Annotated in this window: 19 protein-coding genes; 16 read left to right on the top strand and 3 right to left on the bottom strand. The window is 56.7% G+C overall.

All coding sequences use genetic code 11. From position 1 onward, the window contains the following. Positions 1-15 precede the first annotated feature (15 nt). A complete protein-coding gene (locus M2418_RS17550; protein WP_259148145.1) occupies positions 16-942 on the top strand; it encodes a dihydrodipicolinate synthase family protein in 927 nt (308 codons plus the stop codon). 12 nt (positions 943-954) lie between these two features. Next, positions 955-1713 (top strand): SDR family oxidoreductase, encoded by a 759-nt coding sequence (locus M2418_RS17545; RefSeq protein WP_259148144.1) that lies wholly within the window; start codon positions 955-957, stop codon positions 1711-1713. A gap of 134 nt (positions 1714-1847) precedes the next feature. On the opposite strand, the gene M2418_RS17540 is transcribed toward M2418_RS17545, so the two are convergent. Beyond that, positions 1848-2981 carry an ROK family transcriptional regulator gene (locus M2418_RS17540; protein WP_259148143.1) on the bottom strand — a complete coding sequence of 378 codons (1134 nt, stop codon included), beginning with the start codon at positions 2979-2981 and terminating at the stop codon, positions 1848-1850. Between the two features lie 341 nt (positions 2982-3322). Between M2418_RS17540 and M2418_RS17535 the strand changes: the two genes are divergently transcribed. The 12 genes from M2418_RS17535 to M2418_RS17480 all read left to right on the top strand — a co-directional run bounded on the left by M2418_RS17535 (position 3323) and on the right by M2418_RS17480 (position 17182). Beyond that, a complete protein-coding gene (locus tag M2418_RS17535; RefSeq protein ID WP_259148142.1) occupies positions 3323-4267 on the top strand; it encodes an ABC transporter substrate-binding protein in 945 nt (314 codons plus the stop codon). Between the two features lie 113 nt (positions 4268-4380). Next, positions 4381-5460 (top strand): ABC transporter ATP-binding protein, encoded by a 1080-nt coding sequence (locus M2418_RS17530; RefSeq protein WP_259148141.1) that lies wholly within the window; start codon positions 4381-4383, stop codon positions 5458-5460. Further along, the gene (locus M2418_RS17525; RefSeq protein WP_259148140.1) at positions 5460-7142 is read left to right on the top strand and encodes an iron ABC transporter permease; all 1683 of its coding nucleotides are present in this window, start codon (positions 5460-5462) and stop codon (positions 7140-7142) included. Before M2418_RS17530 ends, M2418_RS17525 begins: the two co-directional genes overlap by 1 nt. A gap of 82 nt (positions 7143-7224) precedes the next feature. Then, positions 7225-8190 carry a protein phosphatase 2C domain-containing protein gene (locus M2418_RS17520; protein ID WP_259148139.1) on the top strand — a complete coding sequence of 322 codons (966 nt, stop codon included), beginning with the start codon at positions 7225-7227 and terminating at the stop codon, positions 8188-8190. Positions 8191-8256: 66 nt separating this feature from the next. Further along, positions 8257-9336 carry an SIS domain-containing protein gene (locus M2418_RS17515; protein WP_259148138.1) on the top strand — a complete coding sequence of 360 codons (1080 nt, stop codon included), beginning with the start codon at positions 8257-8259 and terminating at the stop codon, positions 9334-9336. Beyond that, positions 9333-10274, top strand: coding sequence for an ROK family protein (locus M2418_RS17510; RefSeq protein WP_259148137.1), 942 nt, complete (start codon positions 9333-9335; stop codon positions 10272-10274). The genes M2418_RS17515 and M2418_RS17510 overlap by 4 nt, the downstream gene beginning before the upstream one ends. Further along, positions 10271-11368, top strand: a complete 1098-nt coding sequence (locus M2418_RS17505; protein ID WP_259148136.1) for an N-acetylglucosamine-6-phosphate deacetylase — start codon at positions 10271-10273, stop codon at positions 11366-11368. Before M2418_RS17510 ends, M2418_RS17505 begins: the two co-directional genes overlap by 4 nt. A 54-nt stretch (positions 11369-11422) precedes the next feature. Then, on the top strand, positions 11423-12187 hold the full coding sequence (locus M2418_RS17500) for a glucosamine-6-phosphate deaminase (RefSeq protein ID WP_259148134.1): 765 nt from the start codon (positions 11423-11425) through the stop codon (positions 12185-12187). 86 nt (positions 12188-12273) lie between these two features. After that, entirely contained in the window at positions 12274-13086 is an 813-nt protein-coding gene (locus tag M2418_RS17495) for an NUDIX hydrolase (RefSeq protein ID WP_250983778.1), read from the top strand. 64 nt (positions 13087-13150) lie between these two features. Next, complete coding sequence (locus M2418_RS17490) at positions 13151-14413, top strand: D-tagatose-bisphosphate aldolase, class II, non-catalytic subunit (protein ID WP_259148132.1); 1263 nt, start codon at positions 13151-13153, stop codon at positions 14411-14413. 569 nt (positions 14414-14982) lie between these two features. After that, positions 14983-15768, top strand: coding sequence for an SDR family NAD(P)-dependent oxidoreductase (locus M2418_RS17485; protein ID WP_259148130.1), 786 nt, complete (start codon positions 14983-14985; stop codon positions 15766-15768). 19 nt (positions 15769-15787) lie between these two features. Next, on the top strand, positions 15788-17182 hold the full coding sequence (locus M2418_RS17480; RefSeq protein ID WP_250983776.1) for an FAD-dependent oxidoreductase: 1395 nt from the start codon (positions 15788-15790) through the stop codon (positions 17180-17182). Between the two features lie 36 nt (positions 17183-17218). Here M2418_RS17480 and M2418_RS17475 read toward each other — a convergent pair whose 3' ends face one another. Next, a complete protein-coding gene (locus M2418_RS17475; RefSeq protein WP_259148129.1) occupies positions 17219-17554 on the bottom strand; it encodes a hypothetical protein in 336 nt (111 codons plus the stop codon). Further along, positions 17554-18465: a DUF6772 family protein gene (locus M2418_RS17470; protein ID WP_259148127.1), complete on the bottom strand. Its 912-nt coding sequence runs from the start codon at positions 18463-18465 to the stop codon at positions 17554-17556. The genes M2418_RS17475 and M2418_RS17470 overlap by 1 nt, the downstream gene beginning before the upstream one ends. A 134-nt stretch (positions 18466-18599) precedes the next feature. On the opposite strand from M2418_RS17470, the gene M2418_RS17465 reads away from it, so the two are divergent. Both M2418_RS17465 and M2418_RS17460 read left to right on the top strand, forming a co-directional pair. Further along, positions 18600-19352, top strand: a complete 753-nt coding sequence (locus M2418_RS17465) for a FadR/GntR family transcriptional regulator (protein ID WP_246788051.1) — start codon at positions 18600-18602, stop codon at positions 19350-19352. Then, entirely contained in the window at positions 19349-20140 is a 792-nt protein-coding gene (locus M2418_RS17460; RefSeq protein WP_259148121.1) for an SDR family NAD(P)-dependent oxidoreductase, read from the top strand. The genes M2418_RS17465 and M2418_RS17460 overlap by 4 nt, the downstream gene beginning before the upstream one ends. The last annotated feature ends 13 nt before the right edge of the window (positions 20141-20153 follow it).

Here is a 20153-nt window from a genome sequence, read left to right as displayed (position 1 = left end):
TCGGAGAGACAAGATATGACACTGATCAATAACGAGACATCGGGCGTCTTCGTGATTGCCTGCACACCGTTCACTGACAACGGCGCCATCGATGTGGCGAGCGTCGACAGAATGGTGGACTTCTATTACGACAAGGGCGCTGATGGTCTGACGATCCTCGGCATGATGGGGGAAGCGCCGAAGCTGACGCAGGCAGAATCCATCGACATCACCCGCCAGACGATTGCCCGGTCGGCCGACAAACAGGTGGTGGTTGGCGTTTCCGCACCGGGTCTGGCCGCGATTGGTGAACTGACCAAGGCGGTGATGGATATGGGCGCCGCCGGTGTCATGGTCGCACCGCCATCCAGCCTGCGCACCGACGAGCAGATCATCGGTTACTACCGCAACGTCATCGAGACCATCGGCGCCGATGTGCCCGTCGTGCTGCAGGACTTCCCGTTGTCTACTGGGGTGCAAATCTCGTCGCGGACGCTTGGCGTGATCCTTGAGGCGCATCCGAGCATCGTCATGCTCAAGCATGAAGACTGGCCGGGCCTGCAGAAGATCACCGATCTGCGCGAGGCAGAAGCAAAGGGCCGTCGTCGCACGTCCATCCTGTGCGGCAATGCGGGTGTGTTCCTGCCGGAAGAAATGCAGCGCGGAGCCGATGGGGCGATGACCGGGTTTGCCTATCCGGAGATGATGGTCGAGGTCTGCCGCCTTTGCGTTGAAGGCAAGCATGACAAAGCTCAGGACCTGTTCGACGCTTATCTTCCGTTGATGCGCTACGAACAGCAGCCGGGCCTTGGCCTTGCTATACGCAAATATGTGCTGGCCAGACGCGGTGCCATCACCAGCGCTGCACAGCGCCGTCCCGGCGCTTCTCTCAATGCCAAGGCCATCGCTGAAGTCGAACGACTGATCGAGCGTCAGACACGCAAACTAGATGAACTGAAGTAAGGCATCAATACCATGGACTTTATGATTTCCGGCAAGACCGCACTCGTTCTCGGTGCCAGCCGCGGCCTGGGGGCCGCCATCGCCAAGGGACTGACCGCAGAGGGCGTCAAGGTTTTTGCCGCTGCCCGTAATGTCTCGGCGATGGAGGAGACCGAGAGCTTCATTCCGGTCAGCGTAGATCTTTCCGACGCCGCATCAGTGGCAGCGCTGATCGCAACGTTCAAGGCTGCCGGCGGCGTCGATATACTCGTCAACAACTCCGGTGGGCCGAAGGCTGGTCCTGCGGTCGGCCAGTCGAAAGATAGCTGGACAAGCGCATTCGAAAGCATGGCGACTTCGATCTTCGCGGTCACCGATGCGATGCTTGAAGGCATGATCGACCGCAAGTGGGGCCGCATCATTACCATTGGGTCTTCCGGCGTTGTACAGCCCATACCCAACTTGGCGCTTTCCAATGGTGTGCGCGCCGCCGTGTCAGGCTGGTCGAAGACGCTGGCCGGTGAAGTTGCCCGTCACGGCATCACAGTCAACATGATCCTGCCTGGCCGGATCGACACCGACCGCGTGCGCGAACTGGATGCCGGCAGGGCCGAGAAGACCGCCAACACGGTCGAAGCCGTGCAGGAAGCATCGCGCGCCGAAATCCCGGCCGGTCGTTACGGAAAGCCGGAAGAATTCGCGGCCGTCGCGGTCTTCCTCGCCAGCGAACATGCAAGTTATGTCACCGGCTCTGCCATCCGCGTTGATGGTGGAATGATTAGGGGTGCATGAAGACTGCTGGCTGAGCGCCTTCATACTCAATGGTGCTGATCGAGCGAAATTTCGGGCATTGCATGGTTCGCGGGGGATTGAAGCTGGTCGCCATTCCGTTCAGAGCTGGATGTGTGCGCCTCCCGCGCATATCATCACGCCCAACCTTTCAAGGCTCTACCTGAGTAGTAGCTTGGCGTCGTCGCGCGGTAGAGTGGAATGGTCGCGGCTCCTAAATGCGGTACTTCGCTTAGCTCCGATTTGCGGATTTCCGGTGGCTCAACGAAAAAGTCCTCGCCGAGAGTTTCCAGCGATCCAAGCCTTTCGACAATTTCCGCTATGAGCCAGGCCGGCAACGACCCGCCAAAAACAATCGTGGAGGGATCGAGTGTTCTAGCAACAGTAAGCGCCAAGCTTCTAAGCTGATCCGTCGCGCGCTCCAACCAGTGCATTACGACAGGGTGATCAGCGTAACTTTCGTCAATTTCACACAGCCGCTTAATGGTGATGCCATTGCTATCCAGAAGGTTGCAGAGGTCCTGCCCTGAGGGACGGTGATGTGATTTGGGAAAAAGGCCACCAAATTCCCCTGCATTACGGTTGCTACCTCGGTAGAGATGCCGCTGCACGACAACACCGCCTCCGATGCCATATGTCAGCCAGATCATTGCGAAGTTTGCGAGGTTACGGCCAACGCCGTAATAGAGTTCAGACAGTATCACCGCTTTACCATCATTCTCGTGATGTACCGGGTGATCGAAAAACGGTTGGAAATCTCTATCTACGTCAACGTCATGCCAGGCAGCAAACTGTGGGATCTGAAAAACGTGGCCCGGGTTGCGAGAGAAATGTCCAGGAAATGACAGGCCGCAACCAAGAATTCTCCGCTTGTCGACCTTTGATGTCGCAACAACCTCTCGCGCTGCCGGGGCTGCGATGTTCATAATGTGACGGAAGCTATGATCGCTCAAATCTTCGCGAATCTCGGCTCTGATCTTGCCATTGAGATCCGCCACGCAGATCCTCAAGTCGTCCGGATTGAAGTATACGCCAATTGTAAACAGTCCGTCGGGATCAAGCGTTAGGACGGTAGCCGGTTTACCTCTGCCGGAGCCAGGCCGGTGGGTCTCTGCCTCACGAATAAGACCTTCTTCGAGCAGACTCGACGTAAGTCGTGTGAGGGTTGGAGCGGAGACGTCCATGTCCCGCGCGAGCTCGGTCCGTGACATGCCGCCGCGGCCGCGCAACATTTCGATCAATCGACGTTCGTTATAGCCGAGGTTAATCAAATCTGTCCCCTGTCTCACATCTCTCAATTTGCATAGCTCAGTTCACTAGACGTAGCATCTGATTTCTTTTTGCCCTTACGTGGAGCCCCATGAATTCGGTGAGGTGGGCGGGCTTTAAATTAGCAATAACAGCTAGTTATTCAAATTGTGACAGTTTTGCGAAATCAGTCTTGACATATTTAATTACGTAATGAAAATTAATCGTAGCGCTGAATACGATTGATAGATCCAGGCAAACTGGACGCGGCAAATCGACATGCGCTTTCGGGAACCAAAACAATCTGGAGGCCATATTGGGCTATGTTCGTAATTTTGTGACCGCTCTCGCCACGAGTGCGGCTATGTTCGCTTCGCTGTCGGCTGCTCATGCTGACGGGACCGTTGTGGTCTACTCTGCAGCTCCCCAGCAGCTGATGGACGATTTGCTGCCAGCATTCGAGAAAAAGACCGGCACCAAGGTCGAACTCGTCAAAGCCGGTTCCGGTGAGTTGATGAACCGCATCAAGGCGGAGAGCGGCAAACCTGCAGCCGATGTTCTGTGGAGTGTTGATGGCACCGTCATCGATTTTTCTGCCGATCTCTTCCAGCCCTATGAGGCGAAGGAAGCTTCGGCAATCACTCCCTCGCTAGCGCCGAGCAAGAACTGGATCCCTTTTACAGCTGTTGTCACAGCATTCATCGTCAATCGTGATGCGCTAAAGGGTGCCCCGGCGCCCACGTCATGGGAAGATCTTGCCAAGCCGGAATATAAGGGACTGATCTCATCGGCTCGCGCCGACCAGTCCGGTTCGGCATATATTCAGCTATCGACCGTGCTTCAGCTTTTTAAGCCTGAAGAAAAAGGCTGGGAAATTTACAAGGGCATTCTTGCAAACACCGTCTTCTCAACATCCTCCGGTGCCGTGCCGCGTTTCGTCAATGATGGTGAGCAGGCGATCGGCATTACCCTCGAAGACGCCGCGCTTCGTTACAAGCTTGGCAACGCACCGGTCGATATCGTCTATCCGAAGGAAGGCACCGCAATTGCTCCGGACGGTATGGCCATTGTCAAAGGGGCGCCGAACGCAGCAAACGGCGAGGCCTTCATCGACTTTATCATCTCGAAGGAAGGCCAGGAGGTTGTCGCCAAGCATGGTCGTCGGCCGATCCGTGGTGACGTTGCAGCCAATGCTGCCCTCGTGCCGCTGTCTGAAGTTCCGGATGCAAAATACGACTTTGCATGGGCCGCTGAGAACCGCGAACAGGTCATGAAGACCTGGAACGATGTCATGCTGGATATCCAGTAACATGAACGGACGGACATGGCATGTTTGCCGTGTCCGTTTCTCCCATTTGATCCGCCATTCCCATTCGTTCGTCCGCAGGCATCAAAACTCCTGACGGTCTACGGAGACGCTTTATGTCCGCTGTCGAAATCTCAAACATCCGAAAAAGTTACGGGGCGACCGTCGCTCTTTCGGACATCAATATCTCCATTCCGTCCGGCTCGTTTTTTACGCTGCTTGGTCCAAGCGGCTGTGGCAAAACCACCCTTCTGCGCACGATCGCCGGTTTTCACCAGCAGGATAGCGGTAGCATTGCGATTGCCGACCAGAGGATTGAGAACGTGCCCGCGCACAAGCGCAATGTGGGCATGGTTTTCCAGGATTATGCAGTTTTCCCGCATATCAGCGTTGCAGACAACATCGCCTTCGGTTTGAAGCAACGTAAGGTTTCACGCAGTGAGATCGAGCGTCGCGTTGCAGATATTCTCGATGTCGTGCAACTGAAAGCCTACGCCCAGCGTATGCCGCACGAATTGTCCGGTGGCCAGCAACAGCGTGTCGGTCTTGCCCGTGCTCTCGTCATAAATCCTCAGGTTCTGCTGATGGACGAGCCACTCTCCAACCTTGATGCCAAGCTGCGTGTCGATCTGCGCCGCGAACTGCGCGCTATTCAGCAGTCAATGAACATCACCACTATCTACGTCACGCACGATCAGGAAGAAGCGCTGGCGATGTCAGACTTCGTTTGCGTCATGTATGGCGGCGTGATCCAGCAGGCGGCAGCACCCTGGGAAGTCTACAACAGCCCAGCCAACCGCTTCGTTGCGTCTTTCGTCGGTGCCAACAATTTTATGGCACTTTCGGTAGAGGGTGCACAGGCTGCCATCGCAGGGAGCGCCGTCGTGCTGCCGCAACTGACAGGGGCTACAACCGGTAAGCCGCTTGTCGCCGCAGTGCGTCCGGAATTCATCTCGGTCAATGCCGCAGCTGGCGATGATCTCATTCGTCTGCCTGTAAAAATCCGTCAGGTTAGCTTTACTGGCCGCGAAATGGCCGTCGCCGCCGTGCTTGCCTCCGGAGAGGAGATCGAGGCCATCACCAAGCCAACGCCTGATATCATCGCGCTTCATCCCAACGACGATGCCACTTTTGCATTTGCCGCCAGCAGCGTGCAGCTTTTTGAGGACGGCGTGACCGGGGCGAGGGTGCTTTGATGGCTACGACAACTGCCACATCCGCTCCCTCGAGCCGCTTGAGAATGCCCGGTTTCTGGACGGTGATCACCGCTCTGGCCGTTATCCTCCTCGCGGTCTTTCTGCTTCTGCCGATTGCCAATGTGCTGGCGATCAGCTTCTTCGATGCGTCAACCGGCGATTTCGGCATTTCCAACTATGTGCAGGTTCTGACCCGGCGTTTCTACACGCTGGCTTTGTGGAACACGATCGTGATCGGTCTCATGGGGATGCTCGGTGCCTGCCTGATCGGCATACCGCTCGCGTTTTGCACGTCCCGCTACCGCATTCGCGGCCGCGCCGTGATCGCCACTTTCGCGGTTCTGGTACTCTGTGCACCTCCGTTCATCGGCGCCTATGCGTGGATCATGCTGTTCGGCTCAAACGGTGCAGTTACAAACGCTCTACAGGCTATTGGGATACCGGCACCGACGATCTATGGAATTCCTGGCATCGTTATGGTCTTCAGCCTGAAATTCTTTCCATACATCTATCTGATGACGGAAAACGCGCTGAACACGATCAACAAGTCCTACGAGGACGCTGCCGAAAATCTTGGCTGTACCGCTTTCCAGCGCTTTTACAAGGTGACTTTGCCGCTGATATTCCCGGCTGTCAGCACCGGTGCCATCATATGTTTCGTGCTGTCGATCGCCGATTTTGGAACGCCTGCCATTCTCGGTCGCGGCGTCCGCACACTGGCAACCATCGCCTATTCGCAATACACATCCGAAATGGGCGGCACGCCAACGATGGCGGTCACGGTTTCGATGTTGATGATTGCAATTTCGATGATCGCGCTTCTGCTGCAACGCCGTATTCTCTCCAAGCGTCGTTATGCCAGCGCGCTGACCAACCGACCCGTCAAGAAGTCAATGTCACCGCTGAAATCGTTACTCGTGCACGGCTTCTGCTATCTGGTTGTCTTCATTGCGATGCTGCCGGCATTTACCGTCGTGTACACATCGTTTCTCGAGACAAGCGGACCCGTCTTTACCGGCAATTTTGGGCTTGGCAGTTATGAGCGTATTCTTCGGGATTCTCCGCAGGCAATTTACAACAGCTTCCTGTTCTCACTGGCAGCCGTCGCCATGATTGCCGTCGTCTCCGGCCTCTTGTCCTTCATCGTCGTCAGAAAGGACAATGTTGTTTCCGGTTCGCTCGATCTCGTTCTGATGGTGCCTTACCTGATCCCGGGTGTGGTCATGGCAATCGGTTATGTCGCAACCTTCCGTCATCCACCATTCGATATCACCGGCACTGCCTTGATCATCATCCTTCTGGTTTTCATCCGGCGCCTGCCTTACGGCGTGCGTTCGACCACATCGATCCTGCGGCAGATCAAACCATCGATCGAGGAGGCGGCAGTTAACCTCGGCGCATCACCGGCAAAAACCTTTGCCTCGGTGACCGTGCCACTGATGATGCCAGGCCTGATCATCGGTTCGCTGATGAGCTTCATCACTGCCATCAACGAACTGTCGTCGACGCTTATCCTTTATACGTCGCGGACAGTGACCATGCCGGTGCTGATCTACGTGCAGGTGATCGACGGCGAGTTTGGCACGGCAGCCGCCCTGTCAACCCTGCTGCTGGCCTCGACCGGACTGTGTGTCTTCATCGTTTTCCGTTTCTCGGATCGTAAGGAATCCGCGTTCGTCTGATCCCCGGCCTCGGCCAATCGACAGGTGTGACCGGCGCTTCAGGGCGCCGGACGGCCCCCTGTCGCCAACAGGACCTGCATTTATGAATATCGAAGCATTTTCACGATCCAAATATAAGAACGGCGCCAAGCCGGGTGATGACATCATTCTCATCGAACCGGACACACTTCTGGCGGTTTTCGACGGCGCAACCGATCCGACTGGCGCCTTTTACAACGGCGAAAGTTCCGGTCGCATTGCGGCCCGAAGCGCCGCACAATGCACGGCGCGCCTCGCCGCTGCGGGCACGCTTGTTTCGGCGTCGGGCCGTGAGATCTTTCAGGCGTTGAGTGACAGCGTTCGCGATGCGGCAATCGAGCGCAACATTGCCCATCCACCATCAACGACGGCGGCAATCGTCGTCAGCGCGGGCGATCATTTTCGTCTCTTGGCACTCGGTGACACGGGCATTCGCATCAATGGCGAGACCATCTATCAGCATCACAAGCTGATCGATACCGTCAGTACAGCGGCACGTATTGCCGTGCATGGGATTTTGTCTGATCGGATGGACGACAGCGACGAAGCCGAAATGGCGACGCGCAAGGTCATTTTTGATGGTCTTGATGCAGCCGTGGCGACGGGCCGTTTGACTGCACAAGAGGCATCAACAGCGATTGCCACCGCCGTTGCTACCGCGAAGACTGCTCTGGAAATCGCCGAAAAGTTTCTAAAGGGCGGCATCCGCACGCAATTCCATTACGCCAATAGCACGCAACCGCTGGGCTACGCCTCGATCAATGGCAAGGACATCACCATCGATGGTTTGACCGATGTCCTTCTATCAAAAAACGACGTGACGAGCATCGAAATTTTCTCGGATGGTTACGTCTCGATCCCGACTGGTGGAATTCACGTCGGCGACTGGGAGAGGGAATTCGAGCGGGTTGAAGCCGTCGATTTTCACAAGACTGGTGCCTTTCCTGCCGTGAAAGGCTCGACCTCTGTCGAAAGCTGCGATGACAGGACGATCCTTTCTGCCACGCTTCCACGATCAGTCGCGATCTGAACCCACAACACCGCTGCCGCCGGGCAACCAGGCCGGCTTTGAAACCAAGAAGAACAGGATTTGATTATGCAGGCCCAGGACAGCCAGACATGGAAAGAAATTTTCGCACAGCCGCGCATCTGGGCCGAATGGGGTCCGATCCTTGCTGGCAAGGCACAGGAAATCAGTGCCTGGATTAAGGAAAAACAGATTACCGAGATTGTCTTTGCCGGTGCCGGAACCTCGGCCTTTATCGGTGACGCATTGAGCTTTGCGCAATCTGACGGACTTATCATAAAGGCAATCCCGACCACCGATATCGTGGCATGCCCGTTCGAATGCCTTCGCAACGATCCGCATCTTCTCGTCGTGCAGTTCGGCCGCTCGGGTGACAGCTCCGAGAGCATTGGCACGCTTGATCTGCTCGATATGCAGTTTCCCAAGGTGCAGCGGCTGAACATCACTTGCAACCCGAAGGGTGCTCTTGCCACGCGTGCGCCTGTGGGAAGTGGAGAGCAAAAGGTGATTGCGCTGCCCGAAGCGACGCATGACAGCGGTTTTGCAATGACGTCCAGTTTCACGACCATGCTGTTATCTGCACTGGCCTGCCTCGATACCGGGGCGGATGTTGCTGATAATCTCAACAGGATCGCAGACAAGGCATCCTCGCTACTGCCAGCGCTGCAGGCTATGACACCGCCGAGGCCCGACCGCGTGGTTTTTCTCGGCTCAGGCTCACTGAAGGGTGTGGCCCGTGAATCTGCGCTCAAAGTTCTGGAACTGACGGCCGGCCAGACCATGACCTCGTGGGACAGCACGCTCGGTTTTCGCCATGGTCCAAAGGCGGTCATCACCGGCCGTGATCTTATCGTCGTCATGGTCCATCCCGATGCGCATACTGCGCTTTATGATCACGATGTGGCGCGCGAGATCGTGGCGCAGTACCCAGAGGCCACGGTGCTGACACTGGGTGGAGCGGGTTGCGATGTGAATCTTCGGACCTTGGGTGACGCCCGTTGGGAGGCACCGCTTTATGTGCTGGCGGCGCAGTTGTGGGCCGTTGCATGGTCTGGCGAACTTGCGCTTAACATCGACAATCCGTTTGCGGGACAGGGAAATCTCTCTCGAGTGGTCTCCGGCGTAACGCTTTATCCGGTGCGGGCATGATCTGCGGCGGCATCGATATCGGCGGCACCAAGATCGAAGCACGGTTGTTTTCCAACGATCTGGCGACTGTCGAAATGCGACGCATCCCAACGCCGAAGGAACGGCTTGCCGATTTCATCGATGCCCTCGCCGAGCAGGTCCGATGGCTCGAGCAGCTTTCGGATCAGGGCCAGGCGTTACCTGTGGGAATGGCCATACCTGGTCTTGTCGATGTACATACGGGCCGTGCTTTCACCTCCAATCTGCCAGCCAGTGGTTACGACATCGCCGCCATACTGGAGGAACGAATTGGTCGCAGGCTGCCATTGATGAACGACTGCCAGGCGTTTGCCCTGTCGGAGGCAAATGGCGGAGCCGGTGAAGGGTTCAAGACCGTTGTTGGCCTGATCATGGGTACCGGCGTCGGGGCGGGTCTGACGTGTGACGGTCGGTTGACGCCACGTCTGAACGGTTCGGCACTGGAAATTGGCCACATCGGCATTCCGGCCCATATCTCTGTGGCTCACGGTTTGCCGTTATGGGACTGCGGCTGCGGGAAGCGTGGATGTTTCGAACGCTATGTCTCCGGCACGGGTCTGGCGGCACTTGGCGGGCATAGGTTGGGACGACCGGTGACGGCCGAAGAGATCGTTGCTTCGGCCCAAGCCGGGGATACGCAAGAGCAAGAGGTAATGTCTCTATGGGCAGAGATCGCCTCGGAACTGTTGCTGATCATTCAGCTTACACACGACCCCGACTGTATTGTGCTGGGCGGCGGATTGTCCAGCATTCCGGATGTCGTGTCGCGACTGGAAAAACCGTTTCAGTCCATAAAGCTTGGCGAAATGCGCATGCCGGCCATCCGCTCCGCCATCCATGGTGACAGCTCCGGAGCACGTGGTGCCGCCATCATGGCAAGCCGAAACCAATCTAACCCGTCTGGAGCCCCATTTTCATGATCCAACTCATCGCCGCCGAATTCATCTGGATGGATGGTGCCATGCAAACCGGGCTTGCGGCTGAATTCGCCAGCGGTGAGCTGAGAGAAATCCGGCCGCTTGAAAGCGACGAAAACCCGGACATGCGGGTCCATTTCCTTGGCCCGGCATTGACCGATCTGCAGGTAAACGGCAGCGGCGGAGTGATGTTGAATTCCGATCCTTCGGCACAGTCAATCTCACATATTGTCACGACGCAACGCTCTCTTGGCACCGGGTGGGTAATGCCAACCCTCATCACCTGTGAAGCTGAACGTATGCGCGCGGTCGCGACAGCGGCACGGGACGCTTGGGGAACGGCTGGCTTCCTCGGTCTTCATATAGAGGGTCCGCATCTTAACGTGTTGCGCAAAGGCACGCACAATCCTGCGTTTATCCGACCGATGGATGAAACAACACTGGCGATCCTTGAAGAACTGCGTTCAGCTGGCATTCCAGTGATGCTGACGCTTGCGCCAGAGACCGTCGATTTGGACACGATCCGCCGCATTGCAGATATGGGCGTGATCATCTCCGCAGGCCATTCTGCGGCAACAGCGGAGGAAACCAGAGCCGGACTGGAAGCGGGTGTAAGCTGCTTCACCCATATCTATAACGCAATGCCACCCATGGGCTCGCGCGAGCCCGGTATCCTTGGTGCGGCGATTAATTCGGATGCCTATGCCGGGATTATTGTCGATGGCCATCATGTCGATTGGTCGATGGTGGCTCTGGCCTGCCGTGCGCGTCCGTCGCCAGGGCGTATGTTCATGGTCTCCGATGCGATGGCGACGATTGGCGGACCCGATCAATTCGAACTTTATGGCGAGACCATAAGGGTTCGGGATGGGGCACTTATCAATCAGGCGGGTTCTCTTGCCGGAGCGCATGTCGATCTTGCCACATGCCTAGCGAACGCCGTCCAGCATGTCGGGCTGTCACTGGAAGACGCTTACCAGATGGCAGCCATGATCCCACTGGACGTGATGGGTCTCAAGCGACCGGCACTTCGCCAAGGAACCCCCACCAGCGAAATCATAGCGCTCGATGACGCCCTGCGGCGCGTTGCGATCTGACACGGTAATGCGGCCATTGGGTAGCAGGATCGAGCCCATTAGAGGATTGAAATAATGAACATTTCATTGCAAAAGACGGCTATCAGCGATGGTTGCCTGATAACGGTATTTCCGACGGCCAATGATGCTGCCGATGCGGTCGCAGATCACCTCCTCGCAACCGTTAAGCGAAACCCCAAAAGTGTTCTGGGTCTTGCAACTGGCCAGACGCCCCGCCGGGTCTATAAAAGTCTCATCGATGCGTTTGTTGAGGGCGAGGTGTCGTTTCGTGATGTCGAGACTTTCAATCTGGACGAATATTGTGGTCTGGCGGCATCCCATCCGGATTCCTTTGCCGCGTTCATGAAGCGCGAACTCTTTGGTCTTGCCGATTTCGATCCTGGCAAGCTCAACCTCATCGACGGTGCCGCAGCGGATCTGGCAGCCGAGGCTGCACGATATGCGGCCCTGTTGCGCGAAAGCGGTGGCGTCGACGTACAGCTTCTCGGGTTGGGTACGAACGGCCATATCGGTTTCAATGAGCCCGGCTCGGCACCCGACAGTCATGTACGGATCGTCGATCTTTCTGAAGAAACCCTGTCAGCCAACCAGCCTGGTCTTGTGGAGCTGCGCTCCGTACCCTCGCAGGCCATCACCCTGGGGATCGCCGATATACTGAATGCGCGTGAAATCATCATGCTGGCGACGGGACCGGCGAAGGCGACTGCCGTTCGACGCAGTCTGCGGGAACAGCCGTCAACCGATTGCCCGGCCTCATTGCTCAGGTCTCATGGAAACATCCACTGGTATCTCGACAGCGCTGCTGCCAGCGCACTTTGATAAAACCAAGACAGTTTTTGACATCGCTGAGAACGGATGCTGCGGTCCGAAACCCTCCAAACGCAATGCCGAACGAGGACAACGCCATGCTGAAGATCACCTTTATCAATCAGGACGTTCGGCCCGCCCTCAGCAAATCGGCAATGACGTTTCCCGATGGTTATCGTTCCAAAGTCGAAACATACTGGGCTCGCATCAGCAACAACGGCCAGTTCTTTAACGGCCCGGTGCTCGCCGCATCATCAGTCACTCCGGAAAGTTCCGGCATGGTTGTCGAACTTTCGACGACCGACTACGCGCATTATCTTTACGCTGCCCAAGACCTGAACCATGAGTTTGATTGCCAGGCTTTCTTTTGTGCGGCCGCCATTTTGACCTCTGACAACCACCTGCTGTTTGGCGAGATGGCGCAGCATACGTCATCCCCCGGCCGGATTCAGTTTCCTGGAGGCGGTGTCGAAATTGGGGCCGATGGAGAACTCAATGCACGAATGTGCTGCCAGCGCGAGGTAATGGAGGAACTTGGACCGGATTTTGTCAGAGACATCGCATGGTTTCGGCCCTTTGGTTTAAAATGTGGCGGTAAAGATTCCACCGTCGGGATATTCTACGCCCTGTCTCTCGATATGACCGCCGGGCAGGCGCAAAATTCTTTCGCTAGTTATCGATCGAAACAACTGGCAGACGGAGAACTCCCCGAGTTTGATCGTCTCCATGCCGTGACGTTCGACCTTAAAACACTCAGCCAATTCTTCCGCGTGAACAAAGGCTGCATTGTTGATTATCTCGCACCGCTTCTGGAAGACGGTTGGGAGGAAGCTTCTAAGGCTGTGCGTTTCTGCGCAACAGAAACGCTGTCGCGGCACACGCCTGAACCGTATGCCCTTAAATCCCGCTGATGACCGCGCAACGATATGCAGGTCATCCGCCAGCGAAATTTTTCCCTCAATTTGAGAGATTTACATGAATACGTCTACACTCACGTCTTTACGATCGCGCCGTGATCGTGGTGAAACATATGGCATAACCTCCGTTTGTTCGGCGCATCCCGATGTCATTCGCGCGGCTTTGATACTGGGTCGCGACATTGATCAGCCGGTCTTGATCGAAGCCACTTGTAATCAGGTGAATCAAGACGGCGGATATACGTCTATGACACCTGCGAAATTCCGGACGTTTGTTGAGGAGATCGCGGGCAGTGTGGGCTTCAATACCGAAGGCCTCATCCTTGGCGGAGATCATCTAGGTCCCAATCCCTGGAAACATCTGTCTGCCGCTGATGCAATGGCCAAGGCCAAGGAGATGGTTGCAGCATATGCCAGTGCGGGATTTTCCAAGCTGCATCTCGACTGCTCGATGGGATGCGTTGGCGAGCCTGAAGCGTTGGACGATGAGCTTGTGGCCCGGCGCGCAGCCCAGCTGGCAGCAGTTGCCGAAGACAACAGCTCTTTTTCACCCGTCTACATTGTCGGAACGGAAGTGCCTGTTCCAGGTGGTGCTTCTCATGCCGTTGATGATCTTGACGTGACAGATCCGGCCGCGGCGCGCAGGACGTATGATGTGCACTCCAGGTCGTTCGCGGAACACGGGCTGGAGGCGGCGTTTCAACGGGTGATCGGTTTGGTTGTGCAGCCCGGTGTCGAATTCGGCAACGCAAATGTTGTGGCTTACCGGCCGGACCAAGCAAGGAACCTCTCTCAATCGCTTACCGACATGCCCAATGTGGTCTTCGAAGCACATTCGACCGATTACCAAACTGCTGAGGCGCTTTCGTCGCTCGTGGGTGGCGGGTTTGCCATTCTAAAGGTTGGTCCCGGCCTGACGTTTGCGTTGCGGGAAGCGCTCTATGGGTTGGATTTGATTGCGTCGGAACTTGATGGTGAAGCCCCGATGCTCAAGCAAACAATGGAAAACATCATGATGGGAGATCACAACCACTGGGCTAAATATTATTCAGGTACTTCTTCGCAACAGCGCCTCCAACGGCATTTCAGTTATTCGGACCGCATTCGCTATTATTGGTCCCAGCCCGCTGCGCGACAGGCAGTAGACGTTGTGAGAACCCGTCTCGGGAATAGGTCCATACCTGAAACACTGATCAGCCAGTACCTCACTCCTTTGACTGCGAAAGTGCGATCAGGCGACGTCGTGGCTAATTTCGATGGAATAAAGCTTGCCTATGTCCAGGCGACGTTGCGTGATTATGCTAAAGCGTGCGGCCACTGACGGGGCTGTCACTCGAAAGTTTGAGAAGAACCTGACGTGCGGTGGTCTATTCTGTCCACCAGCGCCCGCACATCGCGGTCTGGCGTGTGTACAGAAGAATTATACGGAACGTGTGCTCAAAATCGCATGCGAAATCCTAGCCGACGAAACCAAGCGGAACACCGAATTAAGACTTCAGCTAAAATGAGACGTTCCCCGCCCTCCAATGATCGATGAGGGTTGAGAGGCAAAGGTGACATTCTGACGTCGCGTGGCCAGGGGAGCGCACGGCCCTCTATTTAAGCAGCCTGCAATTGCCGATTGCAAATCACTCGGCTTTGGGACCGTTGGTTCAGATCTCTTTAAGACGGCTGAACTCCCCTTTAACCGGCAAAATATCGCTCCGGGCGGACCCGCTGAATGCGGTACATGGGTCAACTTCACTCCGCGACGGCGATCTTGTTGGCGTTGATTCAGCCGACGTAAAAATAATCTTTACATCTAACTAACATAGTTGCTAGGTTTCTCAGTGCCGGTCTTTTAAACCCGCGTGGGTGATATGTTATGAGGCCAGGAAGAGGAAACCCAGTATGCCAGACACATATGCGACTTTTGCGGATAACTGTTTTGCCGGTAGATCGGTGTTGATAACGGGTGCCGCCAGCGGAATGGGGCTTGAGACCGCCCGTGCTTTTGCGTCCAAAGGGGCGGAAGTGGTCATGGCAGACCGAGACGAGGCCGGGCTTGAGCGTTACAGCGCCGATTTGCGGCAGTCGGGAGCCAAGATCCACACAGTAAGGGTGGATGTCAGCGATCAGGCGAGCATTGCGGCCGCATTCGAATATTGTGACACCAATCTACAGCGGCTCGACAACGTGGTCACCTGCGCGGCAATCATTACCGCCAAGCGTATCTTTGAACAGGATTGGGCGCACTGGCGCCGCGTGCTGGACGTCAACCTGCTTGGCACCTTCTTCACGGTTCAGGCGGCAGTCAAACGCATGCTCGACAATCCTGAGGGTGGCAATATCGTATGCACCGCTTCCGATGCTGGGGTCCATGGCGGTGGCGGGCTCATTGCCGATACGCCCTATGCTGCATCGAAGGCGGCCACCCTGTCGATGGTCAAATCTGTAGCGCGAGAACTGGCAGGCAAGAAAATCCGCATCAACGCGCTCAACCCTGGGCCAACAGACTCGCCAATGCATTCCCATATCGATCCTGCGCTGAAGGAGCGCATTGCTGCTAATTTGCCGATGCGCCGCATGGGTCGACCGGACGACATGGCCGCTGCCATCATGTTCCTTTGCTCCAATGCCGCCAGTTTCACCTATGGATCAGCGCTCGATGTCGATGGCGGATCGATGTTCCGCTAAATCAGTCTGGGAGGACAAGATGCATCAGACAGAGCGGCATTATGCCTATTCGGTCGACGTTCCCGAACTCGATGATGTCGACGTACTCGTCATCGGTGGCGGACCATCGGGAATTTCAGCAGCGGTAGCGGCGGCCCGTCTCGGGGTGAGGGTCCGTCTCGTCGAGCGCTACGGGTTTTTGGGCGGCAACCTGACCGCAGGTCTGGTCGGTCCCTGCATGACATCCTATTCGCTTGATGGCAAAACACAGCTGATCCGTGGCATCTACGAGGAATTCGTGCAGGGAATGATGGCGTTGGGAGGCGCATTGCATCCCAGTGCCATTCCTGCTGGTTCGGCCTATTGCGGCTTCATCGTTTATGGACATGACAAGGTCACCCCTTTCGAGCCCGAGGCAGCAAAGGTTGTCGCCCAGCGCATGTGTCTTGAGGCGGGCGTCGAACTTCTGCTCCACACAATGGTGGTCGACGCCATCGTTGACGACCGCGATGCCGACAATCCCAGGGTGCTCGGTGTTGTTTGCGCTGGCAAAGGTGGCTTGAGAGCCGCGCGCGCCAAAGTGGTGGTCGATTGCTCTGCCGATGGTGACGTCGCTCACTATGCTGGCGTCCACACCCGGCAGGGGCGTGACAGCGACGGGCTTTCCCAGCCCCAGACCCTGTTCTTTCGCGTTCAAAATGTCGATGATCAGGTTGTCGAGGAGTATGTTCGATCGCACCCGGACGACTATCGCCCGTTCTCCTCGATTGTCGCCAAGGCGACGGAAGAGGGGCGTTTCCCTGCGCCTCGTCGCGGCATAGGCCTCTATAAGACCATGGAGCCGGGGGTCTGGCGTATCAATACCGGGCGGGTGCTTAAACGGAACGGCGCCGATGCGCTCGAACTGTCACTGGCCGAGGTGGAGGGGCGTGAGCAAACCGTGGCTCTTCTCGATTTCTTCCGCAAGGAGTTGCCAGGTTTCAAAGAGGCGACGTTGCGCGATACCGCAACGCAGATCGGTGTGCGGGAAACCCGCCGCATCGAAGGCGACTACGAGTTGACGCTTGAGGATCTGCATTCCGGTCGCGCCTTTGAGGACGTGGTCGCACTCTGTGGCTATCCGCTGGATATCCACGATCCGACGGGATCGGGTGGCGGCACAGGTGGAGAAGGGCCCGACGCTGCCAATATCTATCAGATCCCGTATAGGGTGATGGTACCGCGCATCCACGATGGTCTTTTGGTTTCCGGTCGTGCCGTGTCAGCAACGCATGAGGCGTTGAGTGCCATCCGCGTCATGCCGCCCTGCTTTGCGCTTGGCCAGGCTGCCGGCATCGCGGCTGCGCTTTCCGTGGGCAATCGCGCCAGCCCTCGCCATATCGAATATGAGGACCTGCGCCGTGAATTGCTGGCACAGGGCGCTTATCTGGGGTGATGTGAGGGGCGGATGTATCATTCGCCCGTTTCACGTTCACGCCTTCAAATGCAATGTGATCAGCACGGTGCATTCCGCGCCTTGGGCAAACTGAGTTACGACGCGTAGCCAGTTACCGAAATGTTGTACCCGTGCAGATGTCAGTCCATCGACCTCGGCCGGCATATCGAACTCCGTCCCTTCTCGCATCCAATGCATGCCATCGGGCGAAATTTCCACCCATCCGCGAGGTGATGCGCCAATCGGCTGTTTCAGCGCGCGGATGAAGAAGACTGCTTCGCGCGCCCAGCCTGCCTCATAGGGTTCACTGGCGGCATCACCACTCCAGCGCTCGTTGCGGGCAATGATCGCTGTGATGTTTTCAGGCAGCATCAGAAATCTCCTGAAATGCAGATCGAATCGACATAGAGAAAGGCGCGCTTGGCGACGTCCGTTTCCGCGAACAAGCAGAAGTTCAGCATGCACCAGAGGTTTTTCATTGCCGGAATACGGATAGGCTCGAAGCCCGATACATCGAAGGTGCGATCGTTGCATTGCATGCCGGTGGCCTGCATTTTTTCAAGGTCGAAATCGAACCGCAGATAGCTCCAGTTCACCTTGGTCGGGATTTCGTTGTAGCAAAGCTTTTGCTCGCCATCCGGCAGATCCAGCCAGCCTTCCGGTGCAAGGTGGTAGTGACTGACCGTCTTGTCCTCCGTTCCAAGAGGTGTGATCTCGGTGGTCTCACGCTTGTATTGCCATTTCTGCAAGAATTTGCCGTTTTCGGCATTCAAAAATCTTAGATGCGGCATTACCCGCTCGCTATCGCTGTCACGGTCGCCGCCCTGCAGATCGAACAGAAACCCGATGGAACGCACGTCGGTTTCCGACAGCTTCAGCTCGGAGGCTTCCGGTTTGAAGGTGAAGTAAATCTCGAAGCGGATCGGCCCTCTTTTGCGGAACGTGTGACGTTTGATCGCGACATTCTGTGCGCCCGGCTTGGGCCTGGTGGCGATCTTAAGCGCATAGGACGAATCCATGCCGCCATGCGAGCCGGCATCCCAATGCCCGAGAGTGGAAATCATCGCACTGGAATGCTGGGCGTAACCGGGCAGCATGGCATCCAACGTGTCTTCGTAATTGCCGACCAGTTGCGACCAGCCGCAATGGCCGCGCGAAAAGTCGTCGAACGAGAAAATGCGGGGCAATGGGTCAAAACGACTGAGTGCGGGATCGGCCCGCAACAGAGCGATGCGTAAGCTTTCCGTTATTTCGGCCATTTGGATGGGTGTGGATGATGCCATCGGGTTTTGTCTCACTGTGTTCAGCGGCCTGCTTGTATGCTAGTTCTAACCACATCGTATCATCTTGGCAACTGATAAACCTAGTTGCTATGTTATAAACTGTATGCTAGCTTTTGATCATGAGGACGCAAACAATGGTTATCTCCCGCAAATCCGTATTCGATGCCAAGCTGGTTAGCCCCGTCAGGCTCGCCGACGGTGTGTCGGATGCTATTGCTGCCGCTTTGTTCGACGGCCGTATTCCGCCGGGCGAGCCGTTGCCACCCGAGGGAGAAATCGCCAGGGAATTTGGTGTGTCGAAGCCGATTGCGCGTGAGGCTCTGCGTCAGTTGACAGCTGCTGGACTGATCTTCACCCAGCAGGGAAAAGTGGCCCGCGCCAAGGCCATGAGTGGCGAGACGATGGACAAGATCTATGGCTATGCGGTGCGCTCGAGCCTCAAGCGCCTTCAGGAAGCCAATGAGATGCGCCGGGTCATCGAGACCGGCATTGCGAGACTTGCCGCCGAGCGTCGAGACCCCGAAGGCCTGGAGATGATGGAGCAGGCGTTGAAAGACATGAATGCCGGCGTCCATGATCCCGCCAGTTTCACGGCTGCGGACATTTTGTTCCATCTTGGTCTGGCGACCGCGACGGGCAATGCGATGATCCGCGTTCAGATGGAAGGCATGCGCACAGTACAGCGGGAAGTGTCCGAGCTTTTCTCACGGCGCGCGAACCGTAGCGAGGCCGATTGGCATGAGACGATCGCACGGCACGCTGCAATTTGCGAAGCCATCCGTTTGGGTGATGCCGACCGGGCCGAGCAAAGGATACGCGCGCATTTCGATGCGGCAGATATCGCTTCGCTTGAAGTCGCTGACAAGCTGGAAGGCGCAGAGGGATGACGAGCTCGCGCTTCTCGCTCAATGGTCGGCGTGCGCTGGTGACCGGTGCCAGTTCTGGCATCGGTCGCGCTGTGGCACTGGGGCTGGCAGAACATGGCGCGGAACTTGTCCTCCACCATTTCGGCAACGAGGCGGGCGCCAGGGAGGTGGCTGAACTGACGGGCGGCAAAGCGCCCGTCATCGAGGCGGATTTTACCAGGCAGGGTGCGACTGAAGCATTCGCCAACGATATACTCGATCAATTTGGGCCGATCGATATCCTGATCGCCAATGCTGCTATCGAACGACGCATGCCTTGGAATGATATTGATGAGGCGCATATAGCCGCGCATGTGGCATCGAATTTCGCGGCACTTCTGGCCCTGACGGGGAGGCTGATTCCGCCCATGGTCGAGCGTGGTTGGGGCAGAGTGGTTGCTACCGGCAGTATCATGGCGACCCGACCGCGGACTGAAACGATCGTCTATGCATCCTTGAAGGCCGCGCAACTGACGGCGGTGCGGGCCATTGCCCGCGACGTCGCGCCGCGTGGCGTTACAGTCAATGTCGTCTCGCCCGGCGCCATTGAGATCGAGGCCAACGCGGCCCAGTACAGCGACCCTGCTTTTCGCAGGGCCGTGACGGCTAAAATCCCAGCAGGAAGACAGGGTCAGCCCCAGGATCTGGCAGGTGCGTTCGTTTTTCTGTGCAGCGACGCTGCAAGCTACATTACCGGAGCAAATATACCGGTCGACGGAGGATGGTCGATCGGTGATGCCCCTGGTGTCCTTCCGCAGGTTGCTGATTAGTCGCCCGCGTCAA

This window comes from Rhizobium sp. BIGb0125 (assembly GCF_024810055.1).
GTDB lineage: Bacteria > Pseudomonadota > Alphaproteobacteria > Rhizobiales > Rhizobiaceae > Agrobacterium.
The sequence above is the reverse complement of the archived record's forward strand: the minus strand, read 5'-3'. Positions and strand labels throughout refer to the sequence as shown.